This window comes from Streptomyces sp. NBC_00490 (assembly GCF_036013645.1).
Lineage (GTDB): Bacteria > Actinomycetota > Actinomycetes > Streptomycetales > Streptomycetaceae > Streptomyces > Streptomyces canus_F.
This window is the reverse complement of the sequence record NZ_CP107869.1, coordinates 4,509,041-4,521,265: the sequence shown is the minus strand read 5'-3', so window position 1 is coordinate 4,521,265 and position 12,225 is coordinate 4,509,041. Positions and strand designations below refer to the sequence as shown.

At 70.2% G+C, this 12,225-nt stretch carries 9 protein-coding genes; 2 read left to right on the top strand and 7 right to left on the bottom strand.

The annotated features are described in order from the left end of the window. Window positions 1–5: 5 nt before the first annotated feature. The 6 genes from OG381_RS20285 to OG381_RS20260 all read right to left on the bottom strand — a co-directional run bounded on the left by OG381_RS20285 (window position 6) and on the right by OG381_RS20260 (window position 8,317). A complete protein-coding gene (locus OG381_RS20285; RefSeq protein ID WP_327717479.1) occupies window positions 6–425 on the bottom strand; it encodes a spore-associated protein A in 420 nt (139 codons plus the stop codon). A 115-nt stretch (window positions 426–540) separates the two neighbouring features. Then, window positions 541–2,097, bottom strand: coding sequence for an LCP family protein (locus tag OG381_RS20280; protein ID WP_327717478.1), 1,557 nt, complete (start codon window positions 2,095–2,097; stop codon window positions 541–543). Between the two features lie 281 nt (window positions 2,098–2,378). Next, entirely contained in the window at window positions 2,379–3,995 is a 1,617-nt protein-coding gene (locus OG381_RS20275) for an LCP family protein (protein WP_327717477.1), read from the bottom strand. 97 nt (window positions 3,996–4,092) lie between these two features. Further along, complete coding sequence (locus tag OG381_RS20270) at window positions 4,093–5,844, bottom strand: LCP family protein (RefSeq protein WP_327717476.1); 1,752 nt, start codon at window positions 5,842–5,844, stop codon at window positions 4,093–4,095. Window positions 5,845–6,075: 231 nt separating this feature from the next. After that, window positions 6,076–7,377, bottom strand: coding sequence for an LCP family protein (locus OG381_RS20265; RefSeq protein ID WP_327717475.1), 1,302 nt, complete (start codon window positions 7,375–7,377; stop codon window positions 6,076–6,078). Between the two features lie 184 nt (window positions 7,378–7,561). Beyond that, window positions 7,562–8,317: a TIGR03089 family protein gene (locus OG381_RS20260; protein ID WP_327717474.1), complete on the bottom strand. Its 756-nt coding sequence runs from the start codon at window positions 8,315–8,317 to the stop codon at window positions 7,562–7,564. A 128-nt stretch (window positions 8,318–8,445) separates the two neighbouring features. Between OG381_RS20260 and OG381_RS20255 the strand changes: the two genes are divergently transcribed. Together OG381_RS20255 and OG381_RS20250 are read left to right on the top strand one after the other, a co-directional pair. Next, window positions 8,446–9,783, top strand: coding sequence for a peptidoglycan recognition protein family protein (locus OG381_RS20255; RefSeq protein ID WP_327717473.1), 1,338 nt, complete (start codon window positions 8,446–8,448; stop codon window positions 9,781–9,783). A 154-nt stretch (window positions 9,784–9,937) separates the two neighbouring features. After that, window positions 9,938–11,020: an NDP-sugar synthase gene (locus OG381_RS20250; RefSeq protein ID WP_327717472.1), complete on the top strand. Its 1,083-nt coding sequence runs from the start codon at window positions 9,938–9,940 to the stop codon at window positions 11,018–11,020. Window positions 11,021–11,199: 179 nt separating this feature from the next. Here OG381_RS20250 and OG381_RS20245 read toward each other — a convergent pair whose 3' ends face one another. Then, complete coding sequence (locus tag OG381_RS20245; protein ID WP_327717471.1) at window positions 11,200–12,204, bottom strand: DNA-3-methyladenine glycosylase family protein; 1,005 nt, start codon at window positions 12,202–12,204, stop codon at window positions 11,200–11,202. Window positions 12,205–12,225 lie beyond the last annotated feature (21 nt).

The window sequence follows — 12,225 nt, the reverse complement described above, 5'->3', positions numbered from 1 at the left end:
GCGGCTCAGCCGCAGTGGACGCCGTAGTCGATGCGTGTGTAGTTGGAGGCCGCGCGGCCGCCCCAGTCGATGCACTTGTCCGCGGCGGAGAGGTACAGCGGGCCCGCGTAGTACTTGAAGGTGCCGGAGTCCTCCTCGCTGGACTTCCACACGGCGTCGGTGCGGTGCAGCCGCAGGTTGGCGCCCAGGACCATGGGCGTCCCCTGGGTGTCGCTGACGGTGACGACACAGTTCTTGCCGGTGGCGCCGCTGTAGGTGAGGTAGGCGGTTCCGTCGCCGACGTCCATGGTGTCGATCACGCTGTAGCCGGACCCGCAGGTACCGGCGTACGAGGCCGCCGAGGCGCTTCCGGTGGCGGCGATCGTGCCGGCCGCCGTGAGGCCGAGGACGGCCACCGCGGAGCCGATTCGCTTGAGAGTGAGCATGGTTGAGCTCCTGTCAGGTGTCACTGCAGAACCGACATGATCATTTCATGAACGGCGAAGGCCCCTTCCGCGGGGGAAGGGGCCTTCGCCGTGGGCGAGTTGGGTGGAGCTTCGGCTACCAGGTGAAGTCGGGATTGACGTGCATGCAGGCCTTGGTGTCCGCGCCGTTGAAGGTGTCCTCCGACTCGGGCAGCGCGTCGTCCTCCGCCGGGGCCTTGTAGGCCGTACCCGAGCGCCAGTCCGCGCCGACGACCAGGGTGACCCCGGAGACGTCCGTCGACTTCTTCACCGAACTCATCGGAATCCCCAGGGACTTGGCGATCCGCTGGGCATCGCCCTCCAGGTCGGCGCTCGGGTAGCGGACGACCGTCTTGGCCTGGCTGGGCGCCGCCGAGGAGTCCGACCTGGCCGCGGTGAACCCCTTGCCGACGAGGAGTTCGGTCACATCGCCTGCCCGCCCCGTGACCGCCGACTGCGTGCTGGTGCGGGTGCCGTTCTGCACCTGGACGGCGATCTTGTCGTCCGCGGCGGCCGGGTCGTCGGAGGTCTCGTCCGCTGCCTTCTTCTTGTCCTTGCCGTCGAGCGCGATGTCCTCACGGACCAGCCGGAACACCTTCTCCGCTTCCTCCGGCTTGGGCACCACCCGGTTGCCGTCCGAGGCGTACTGCCACGGCATCGTCGTCATGGTGATGCGCTTGCTGGGGACCTTCCGCAGCTCGTTGCTCAGGTCGTACAGCTTCGTCACGCTGCCCAGTCCGTCGTCCACCGTCAACGCCTCGGTGGCCGTCTCGGCGAGCTTGCGCAGCTTGTTCGGGCTGCTCAGTGTCGCGTTCTCGCGCAGCTCGCGGACCATCGAGTTCATGTACTGGTGCTGGGCCTTGGCCCGCGCGATGTCGGTGTTGTCCTCGAAGCCGTACCGCGTGCGCAGCCACTGGAGGGCCTGCTCGCCCTTGATGTACGTGGTGCCCTCCTCCAGCTTCAGGCCCGAGCCCTTGCCCGAGGAGGTGTGCGAGTGGATGTTGGCGTCCACGCAGACCGGTACGCCGCCGATGGCGTCCGCCATCGACACCACGCCCGCGAAGTCGACCATGATGAAGTGGTCGATGTGGATGTCGGTGAGCTTCTCCCAGGTCGCCACCGTGCAGCCGGGGCCGCCGCGGCCGAGGGAGTCGTTCGTCATCGCCGAGGTGAGCGCCGAGTAGGTCTTCTCGGTGTCGGGGTCCGTGCACTCGGGTATGTCGACCAGGGTGTCGCGCGGCATGCTGACCACCGACATGTTGGAGCGGTCCGCCGAGACGTGCAACAGCATCTGGACGTCCGCGCGCGGCGCGGTGTTGTACGTGTCCTTGGCACCGCCGAGCTTCTGGTTCTCCTTGCTGTTCCGCGCGTCGGAGCCGATCAGCAGGATGTTCAGAGGGGTCTGCCCGGCGGCGTTCGCCTCCGTCTTGGCCGCCCTGTCCTTCTCGTTGCCGAGGTTCAGGTCGTCCTTCTTGATGTTGCCGTTGAGGTGCCGGTAGTACAGATACCCGGCGCCCGCGGTGCCGAGTATCACCACCGACAGCACGAGCGCGGACCAGCGCAGGGCGCGGCGCGCCCGTCGTCGGCCGTCTTTCCCGCGCCGTCTCTCGCCGTGTCCGGCCGGCGGCCCGGGATCCTGCGGCGTGAGGGACATCGTGTCCTCCACCGCGGGAACCTCGCCGCGCACACTTTGCGCCAACTCCCTGCCCTCCCCACCCTGCGCCTGACGGACTGCCGAGCCTCCCCAGCCCGGCGGTCGGCTGTGTGCCTGGTCCGCCTCGTCGGAAGCGTACGCGAGAACCGTTGTCGAATACGCTGTCGAAGCGCTGTTCAAGCCCCGGAACCTGACCACGCTTCATCATTCTGCAGCCAGTTAGGAGTTTGCTGTGGGGTCCGGGAAGCCGGCTCGGCCGAACAGTTTCAGGACGCCGGCCGCTACCAGCGGTACGGCTTGTACACGTCCATGCACTTGCTGCTGTCCGCCCCGTTGAGCTCGTCGGAGGTCGACGGCAGGTCCCCGGCCCTCGGGTCGGACTTCTTCGGATACGTGGTGCCCTCGCGCCAGTCGGCGCCCACGATCAGGGTGACCCCGGAGACGTCCGTCGACTTCTTCACCGAACTCAGCGGAATCCCGAGCGACTTGGCGATCCGCTGGGCATCGCCCTCCAGATCCGCGCTCGGGAAGCGCACCACGGTCCGCTCCTCGGCGAGCCCCGACGTGGTGTCCGCCGACGCGCGGGCGAAGCCCTTCTCCGTCAGCAGCCCGCTGACGGTCCGCGCCCGTCCGTCGACCGGACCGAGCGAGGAGGACCGCGTGGCGTTCTGCACCAGGACGCCGATCTCGCCGTCCGCCGCCGCCGGATCGTCGGAGACCTTCTCCTTGGGCTTCTTCTTCCCCGAGTCCGTCCCGTTGTCGTCGAAGGGCACGTCGTCGCGGAGCATCTGCCACAGCTTCTCGGCGTCGGCCTCCAACGGGACCAGGTGGTTCCTGTCCTGCGGATCCTCGATGTTCGGCATCGTCGTCATGGTGATCCGGTCCGCCGGCACCGACTTGAGCTGCTTGCTGAGGTCGTACAGCTTCTTCACGCTGCCGATCTCCTCGGAGACGTCCAGCGACTTCGTGGCCGCCTCGGCCAGGTCCATCAGGCGCCCGCCGTCGGTGAAGACGTTCTGCTTCTTCAGCGTGCGGATCATCGAGTTCATGTACATGTGCTGGGCCTTCGCCCGCAGCGGGTCACTGCCCCACGCGTGCCGGGTGCGCAGCCACTGGAGTGCCTCCTCGCCCTTGACCTCCTTGCGGCCGGCCTTCATCTTGAGGCCGGAGCCGCCGGGCACACCGGGCAGCGGGCGGTCGTGGACGTTCTGGTTCACACAGACCTCGACGCCGCCGACGGCGTCCGCCATGCGCACCACGCCGGCGAAGTCGATCGTCATCCAGTGGTCGATGTAGACCCCGGTGAGGTTCTGCCAGGTCGCCAGCGTGCAGCCGGCCCCGCCGCGGCCCAGCGTGGTGTTGATGATCTCTCTGGTCGTCGCCGGGTAGACCTCGTCCGTCTCCGGGTCGGTGCACTCGGGGATGGGCACCCGGGTGTCGCGCGGGACGGTCACCACGGCGGCGCTTTTCCGGTCCGCGGCCAGGTGGATGAGCATCTGCACATCCCCCAGCGGCGGGTTGCCGCGGCTGTCCTTGCTGCCGCCGAGCTTCACGTTCTCGGCGGAGGCACGGCTGTCGGAGCCGATCAGCAGGATGTTCAGCGGGGTCTGCCCGGCCGCGTTCGGCGCGCTCTTCTTCGCCTTGGAGTCGCCGCTGCTGCGCTCACCCGTGCCGAGGTTGCCGTTGAGGTGCTGGTAGTACAGGTATCCGGCGCCGGCCGTGCCGAGTATCAGCACCGACAGCGTCGTCGCGGACCATCTCAGCACGCGGTGTTTACGGCGCGGCCGTGCCCGGCGTCTGCCGTGCCTGCTTCCGCTCCCGTTCCCCTCCGCGGCCCCCTCCCGAGCCTGCGGGACGCCCTCTCGCGTCCTTTCCCCCTGCACACTGTTCTGGGTCATCTCCCCGTCCCCTCCCCACCCTGACAGCACTGAACAGGCCTGCCGTCACGCCCTGTTAGACGTACGACAGGCCTGTCAGGTCACACGCTTCACATGGTCAACTCGCGCACTTGACCTCGTTGGCCGTGGTCTTGTCCACGTTCGGAACCGCCGCCGAGGAGGAGTTCAACTTCACCCCGGCCCCCTTGAAGTCCTCGCCCAGCGTCAGCGTCATGGTCGGCAGGCCCTGGGAGTTGGTGACGCTCTCGCCCGGCTTCATCGCCGATCCGGAGAGCCCCATGATCGCGGCCAGCCTGCGGGCCTGGTCCGCCTGGTCCGGGGCGTACTCGAGGGTCGTCTTCTTCAGCGCCTTCTCCGCGTTGCCCGCGTTCTCCGACTTGGACACACCCGCCTCGGTCTGGAGGTAGGTGAGCTCCTCCTGGGCGCTGCCGCCCGGAGCCCCGCCGTTGAGGATCCGCACCCGCACCTCGGAGGCGTCCGACTTGGTGCCCTTCAGCCGGGCGGCGACGGCGGCCTTCTCCTTTTTCTCCTTGGCCTTGACCGCGGTGAAGGAGGTGTCACTCTTGATCATGTTGAAGACCTGCGAGGCGTTCGGCTCAAGGGGCACGACGGTCGCCTTGACCACCTCGGCCGGGTTGTCCTTGACCGGGACCGTGGTGAAGGTGATGTTCTTCATCGGCACCTTCTTCAGCTCCAGCGCCACGTCCTTGAGCGTGCTGGCCTTGCCGATGCCCTTGTCGACGGTGAGCGCCTTGGTGGCGGCGTTGGCCAGCTTTATCAGCTTCGTGGGGCTGGTGAGGGTGTCGCCCGAGGTCATCTTGCGCATCAGCGAACTCATGAACTGCTGCTGGACCTTGATGCGGTCCAGGTCGCCCTGGTTGCCGAAGCTGTGCCGGGTGCGGACGAAGGCGAGTGCTTGCTCGCCCTCGATGGTGTGCTTGCCGGCCGACAGGTTCAGATGCGAGTCGGGGTCGTTGACGTCCTTGGCGAGACAGACCTCCACCCCGCCCACCGCGCTCGTCAGCGTCTTCACCGCGTTGAAGTCGGCCATCGCGAAGTGGTTCACGTCGATGCCGGTGAGCTCCTCGACCGTCTTCATGGTGCAGCCGGGGTTGCGGCCGTCCTGGCCGAGGCTGGTGTTGAAGCGCTTGTCCTGGGTGCCCGGGATGACCGCGCCGTCCTTGCCGTCACAGTCGGGCACGTCGACGATCAGGTCCCGCGGGATGCTCATCGCGGTCGCGTTCGTACGGTCCTTGGAGACGTGCAGCAGGATGTTGGTGTCGGCGTGCCCGACGCTCCCCTTGTCGCCGTAGCCCTCGTTGCCCGCGCCGGTCCGCCTGTCGGTGCCGATGATCAGGATGTTGAAGGCCTCGTCCTTGCTGAAGCCGTCATCCGCCACGTTGCCGACGTCCTCGGTGGTGACGTTGCCCTCGAGGTGCTTGAGGTACAGATAGGCCGCACCGGCCGTGCCGATCAGGACGAACGCCATGACGCCGCCGGTCCACACGACGGCCTTCTTGGCCTTCGACTTCTTCTTGACCGGCCGCCGGTTGCGCCGGCCCGGCAGCGGTTCCTCGGGCGCGCCACGGCGTCTGCGGGGCGGCGGCACGTCACGGCCGGGCGCCTCGGCGGGTGCCGTACGGCCCGGGGCCGCCGACCTGCTGCGCGTCGCTCCGCCCGCGGAGCCTCCTCCGCCGCCGGAGCGGGGAGCGGATCTACGAGGTCCTGGCACCGGTGATTGCGGTGCGGAAGGAGTCAGTCGCAGTTCGTATTCGCCAGTGGTCGGATTGAGCACCCACTGGTCTGCGGGGTCGATGTCGTCCGCCCGCCCACGGCCTTGCGCGTCCACGGTTGTCTGAATCCTCCGTCGGGGCCACGCGGCGCCTTCCCCCTCAAAGGCGCTCGGGTCTCGGTCACCCTGTGCCCGACCCCAGGAAGTCCTGATGGCCGGATGCGCAGGATCGCTCACACTATCCGGCCAGTTCATCGTCAAGCGACGACGGTGACAAATTCCACGTCCCTACAACTGGTCAATCCGCCCCATTTCCTTGAACACCTGTACGTCGCCTTGGCAATCGCTTTACTTGCAGGTGTCCTCGGCGGCGGTGTTTCCGCGGAACGTCGGCGCGGGCGAAACGGCCGCGACGGGCTCATCGGGCCGCTTCGTGCCGGATTTGCCGTCGTAGCGGGCTCCGTACTCGGAGTAGTCGTTGGCGTACGACTCCTCATGGGAATCCGCTTCTTCTTGCGAACCGTCGCTCGAATTGGGGCTTTTTGTCGCGGAATCCTGTGGAACTTCCTCGGCGACCGCCACCGGCTGATCCTTGCGGAGCCGTTCGAACAGCTTCTCGGCGTCGGCCTGTACGAGTTGGTCGCGATTGGCGTCGTGGGCGTACGACTCCCTGGGGACGGTCAGAAATTGCACACGTGCGGTGGGGATGTCGCGCATCCCGCGGACGAGGTCGTACAAACCGTGCAAGTGGGCCAGATCCGGGTCGGTGGTGAGCGACGAGGTCGCCGCGTCCAGCAAGGGATAGAGCTTCACCGGGTTCAGCAGGACGTCATTGCTCTGCACCTTGTTGACGAGCGCCGCGAGGAAGCGCTGCTGGCGGTCCATCCGGTCGGTGTCGCTGCCGTCGCCGAGCGACTTTCGGGCCCGCACGTACCCGAGGGCCTGCTCGCCGCTGAGTGTCACCCTGCCCGCCGGCAGGTTCAGCTTGGCGGCCTTGTCGTGGATGGGCTCGTCCAGACAGATCCGTACGCCGTCGATCGCGTCGACCATGTCCTTGAAGCCGTGGAAGTCGACGACCACGTGATGGTCGATGCGAACTCCCGTGAGGTTCTCGACGGTTCGGATGGTGCAGGCCGAACCGCCCTTCTGGAAGGCGGAGTTGAACATCGCGAACGTCGGCTCGGAGCGGCTGCCGTCCCGCTGCCGGCAGGCGGGCACGTCCACCATCAGATCGCGGGGGAGCGAGACCCCGGTGGCGCTGCGCCGCCCGGCGGCGAGGTGCAGCAGGATGGTGGTGTCCGACCGCTCGGTCCCCGAGTCCCGCCCGTACCGCGCGTTCCCGTCCCCGGACCGTGAGTCCGACCCGATCAGCAGGATGTTCAGCGCGTCCTTGACGAGCGCGGTGGGCCGCTCCTTCTCGTACCGGGCGAGCTCGGCGGCCGCCGCGTTGTCCGGCGTGATGTTGCCGTCCAGCTTCGCGTACACCGCCCACCCGGCCCCCACACCGGCCACCACCGTGACGGCCACCGCGACCGCCCCGTACCGCAGCCACCGCCGCCGACGCCGTCGTATCAACCCGTTCCCGGTCGCGGACGCCCCCGCTCCCGGACCGAGGGAGCCTGCCGAGGGCGTACCAGCGGTGTCGGTCACGTCCGGATCCACCCCTCATGGCGTACGAGCGTCGACTGCGGCTGCTCCTACGACCATGGCGTGGATGGGAGGGCTGGGGCGGACGGTGGTGGGCCGGACGGGGGAGTGCGGGCACTTTCGAGCGGGCGGCGCGGACACCTGCGCGACCGGCCACGATGGGCCCGCGGACGAACGACCGCCCCGCTCAGCGCGCGGTCGCCGTCACCCGCTCGCTCTCGATCCGCTGGGCCAGCGACTCCTCACCCAGCCGCTCCAGATGCCGGCACAGCACCACCGACCCGCCGGTGGCCAGCGGGGAGTAGAGCCCGGCGCTGAGCCCCTCCCAGGTGTCGTACGGCCTCCCCGAGAGCAGCCGCGCCCTCGGTCCCGTCAGCCCCAGGCCGGGGGCTTCCGCGGCCGCCCGCTCGACGACCTCGGCGCCGCTGAACTCCCGTCCGGCCACGACGAGCGCCGGCTCCTCGGGGTCGACCGGCGTGAACGGCGCGAAGCGGTCGCCCTGTCCCGGCACCTCGACGGCGTAGTCGGCGAAGCCGTCCGGCGTCTGGGGGAACCGGCCGCCCAGCGGGCGCAGCGCGAGCGCGATGCGCGAGCCGGAGCAGGCCCGGGCGGCGTCCAGCGTGTCCGGGCCGCTCACCACGATGTCGGCGGCCTTGGGGTCGCCGCCCACGTCCGCGACCACGCCCACCGACGAGCAGGCCAGCAGCCACACCGCCGTCTGCCAGTGCGCGGGCAGCAGCAGCGCGACCCGGTCGCCGGGTTCAGCGGACAGCTCGCCCTGGAGCAGATTGGCGGTCTTGGCCACCCAATTGGCGAAGGTGGCCACGGACAGTTCGACGCGCTCGCCGGTGGCGTCGTCGTAGAAGGTCACCAGGGGGCGTCCGGCGTCCGCGGCGAGCGCGGAACGCAGCAGGTCGGCAGGGGTGCGGTCGGTGGTGGTCACCCGCGCAAGCGTACGCGGGGGCGACGCCGCGCAACGAGGGGCGGGGTCGCCGGTTCGGGGGAACGGGACCCGACGGTCCGTCAATTCCTGAATGGCGGAAATGTCAGGCTGTGTCCACGATCGTTGGCATGCGTGGATTCCTTGCTTCCTCGATCGGTGTCACCTGCGCGGCCGCTCTGGCTCTTCCGCCGGGCCCACCCGCCGCCGCGACCGTCGCGCGCCCGGCGCCGAACGCGGAAGTGTTCGTCCCCGGCAGCACCCAGTCCCTGCCCCTCGCCCCCCTGGGCCGCGACCGAGCCCTCGGCCCCGCCGCCGAACAGGGCCTGCCGGCCCGCGATGTGCGCCGCTTCTCGATGGTCGGCGTCGTCTGGGACGACCCGGACACCGCCCTGGACGGCAGCGTCCAGGTACGCACGCGTGCCGTCACGTCCGGCACCTGGTCCGACTGGCAGGACGTGGAGACGCACTACGCCGACGACGGCGCCGACCCCGGCACGGCCGAGCGCACCTCGGGCCGGGTGCGCGGGGGGACGGCACCGCTGTGGGTGGGGGACTCGGACGGCGTCGAGGTACGCGTGCGTGCGGGCGGCGACGAGCGTGCCGCCTCGCCGGGCGTCCTGCCGCCGGGTCTGCGTCTGGAACTCGTGGACCCCGGGGAGGCCTCGGCTCCCGAGGGCCCGCCGGTGAGCGGAGCGCGCGCCGGCTCGCTCGGCACCGGGCCCGTCACCGCCTCAGCCGCCAACGCCGACCTCGCCCCCCTCGGCGCCCTGGAGATCCCCGCCCTCGACCGTGCGCGGACCGAACGGGAACTGCTCACCCTGCGGGCCGGCGAACTGACGGAGCAGCAGCGGGTCAAGCCGTACATCGGCCCGCGCCCGCGTATCGTCACCCGGCGCGGCTGGGGCGCGAACGAGGGCCTGCGCGAGAAGACCTTCGTCTACACGAAGAAGGTCAAGGCGGCCTTCGTCCACCACACCGCCACCGGCAACACCTACAAGTGTTCGCAGGCGCCCTCCGTCATTCGCGGTATCTACCGCTACCACGTCCAGAGCATGGGATGGCGTGACATCGGCTACAACTTCCTCGTCGACAAGTGCGGAAAGATCTACGAGGGTCGTGCCGGCGGCGTGGCGAAGCCGGTCCTGGGCGCCCACACGCTCGGTTTCAACACCAACAGCATGGGGATCGCCGTTCTCGGCAGCTTCGGCTCCTCCCGTCCCAAAGCCGCCGCCGTGCGGGGGATCGCCCGGCTGACGGCGTGGAAGCTCGGTCTCTACGGCGCCAATCCGAGCGGCAAGACATACCTGAAGTCCGGTGGTGGCAATCTCTACCGAAAAGGCAAGAAGGTACGCCTGAACGTGATCTCCGGTCACCGGGACGGCTTCTCCACCGCCTGCCCCGGCAAGGAGCTCTACCGCAAGCTCGGCTCGGCCCGTTCGAGCGCGGCCGACTACCAGGGGCGTTAGGGGAACCGGGGGACCGCGTTCAGCCATCTCCACCGCCGTCGGGGGCCTGGGGCGGAGTACCGCGCTGCCGCCGAAAGCGCCGCACAACGGTCTGCATACACTGACCGGTCGAAAGACAGTTCGGCCGGTCACCGGCAGGAAGCGGAGACTACAGGTGACAGAAGCGATCCTCCTGGTCGGCGGCAAGGGCACGAGGCTGCGCCCGCTCACCGTGCACACGCCGAAGCCCATGGTGCGCGCGGCCGGGGTCCCCTTCCTCACACACCAGCTGGCGAGAGCCAGAGCGGCGGGCGTGGACCACATCGTCCTCGCCACGTCCTATCTGGCGGAGGTCTTCGAGCCGTACTTCGGCGACGGCTCGGCACTCGGCCTCCACATCGAGTACGTGACGGAGGACGAGCCGCTGGGCACGGGCGGCGCGATCCGCAACGTGGCGTCCCGGCTGCACTCCGCACCGGACGACCCGGTCCTGATCTTCAACGGCGACATCCTGACGGGCCTGGACATCAGGGCGCTGGTCGCCACCCACGAGTCGACGAACGCGGACGTCTCCCTCCATCTGACGAAGGTGACGGACCCCCGGGCGTACGGCCTGGTCCCCACCGACCCGTCGGGCCGGGTACTGGCCTTCCTGGAGAAGCCGCAGACCCCCGAGGAGATCGTCACCGACCAGATCAACGCGGGCGCCTACGTCTTCCGCCGCTCCCTGATCGACACGATCCCGGCAGGCCGCCCGGTCTCGGTGGAACGCGAGACGTTCCCCGGCCTCCTCGCGGCCGGAGCCCACCTCCAGGGCATGGTCGACTCGACGTACTGGCTGGACCTCGGCACCCCCGCCGCCTTCGTACGAGGCTCGGCGGACCTCGTCCTCGGCCGCGCCCCCTCCCCGGCGGTCCCCGGCCGCTGCGGCGACCGTCTCGTCCTGCCCACGGCACGGGTGGCCGCCGACGCCAAACTGACGGGCGGCACCGTGGTCGGCGAGGGCGCCTTCGTGGCCGAGGGCGCCCGCGTCTTCGGCAGCACGATCCTCCCCGGCGCGGTCATCGAACCCGGCGCCGTCATCACCGACTCCCTGATCGGGACCCGGGCCCGCGTGGGCGAGCGCTCGGTCCTCACCGGCACGGTCATCGGCGACGGCGCGGTGATCGGCGCCGACAACGAACTGCGCGAGGGCGCCCGGGTGTGGTGCGACGCACGCATCCCGGCAGGCGCGGTGCGCTTCTCCTCGGACCAGTAGAGGACAGCCCGTCCCGGGGGTGCCCCCTCTGGGGGAGTTTGCGGACGAGGCCCTTTCGGGGCCGTCGGGGGTCTGGGGGCCGAGCCCCCAGGGATCGGGGTCGAAGGGGCGGCGCCCCTGGAGGATGGGACGGGTAGGGGCGGCGGGGGCGAAAAACGCCCGGGGCCGGCCGCCCCCGGTCACAGTCGCCCGATGTCCCCCCGCGGCATCCGCGGAGCCCGCCGCGCCGGCGTCCGCCCGCTCAACAGGATCAACCGCGCCGCCCGATGCCGCTGCCCGGCATACGGTTCCAGCAGCGACAGCATCATGGAGTCGTCCGCGTCCCGGTCCCCGGCCAGCGCCCACCCGACGATCCCCGGCAGATGCAGATCCCCCACGGTCACCGCGTCCGCCGCCCCATGGCTGCGCTGCACGACCTCCGCGGATGTCCACGGCCCGATTCCCGGCACGACCTCCAGCCTGGCCTGCGCCTCGGCCGGCTCCATCGCCATCGCCTGCTCCAGCCGGGCGGCGACCCGGACCGCCCGCAGAATCGTCGACGCCCGCTTGTTGTCGACCCCGGCCCGATGCCACTCCCAGGACGGGATCAACGCCCACGTCCGGGGAGCGGGCATCACGAACAGCCGTCCACCGGCCGCGGGCCCCGGCGCCGGCTCGCCGTACTTGCGGACCAGCGACCGCCACGCCCGGTACGCCTCGTCGGTCGTCACCTTCTGCTCGAGGATCGACGGGATCAGCGACTCCAGCACCAGCCCCGTCCGCGTCAGCCGCAGCCCCGGCCGCCGATGCTGCGCCGAGGCCAGCAACCGGTGCCGGGGCGCGAACGCGGACGGGTCGTCGGCCGCCCCGAGCAACGACGGCAACCCGTCGAGCAGCCACTCCGCGCCCGGCCCCCACGCCTCCCCGCGCACCTGGCCACCGGCCGCGGTGACCCGCAGCGTCCCCGGCCCGGCAGGCGTGAGACTGGCCCGCCACACCGACCCGTCCGGCAGCGCCCGGAACGTCGGATCGGCGGGCCCCCGCCGCAACGGCCCGAGCACAAGCCCCAGATCCAGCGGCCCCTCGGGCACCCACGTCCGCACCCGCCCCGGCGCCGCCACCTGCCGCGGCACGCCCCCGGGCACGGCGACATGCCCGCCGCGCACGGTCGTACGCGTGGGCCGCGGAGTGAACCGTCCAGCCACGAATGAAGTCCCGGGAGAGAG

Excerpts from the sequence above, each read along its gene's own strand:
- OG381_RS20285 (WP_327717479.1), bottom strand. The coding sequence starts at position 425 with ATGCTCACTCTCAAGCGAATCGGCTCCGCGGTGGCCGTCCTCGGCCTC.
- OG381_RS20280 (WP_327717478.1), bottom strand. The coding sequence starts at position 2,097 with ATGTCCCTCACGCCGCAGGATCCCGGGCCGCCGGCCGGACACGGCGAG.
- OG381_RS20275 (WP_327717477.1), bottom strand. The coding sequence starts at position 3,995 with ATGACCCAGAACAGTGTGCAGGGGGAAAGGACGCGAGAGGGCGTCCCG.
- OG381_RS20255 (WP_327717473.1), top strand. The coding sequence starts at position 8,446 with ATGCGTGGATTCCTTGCTTCCTCGATCGGTGTCACCTGCGCGGCCGCT.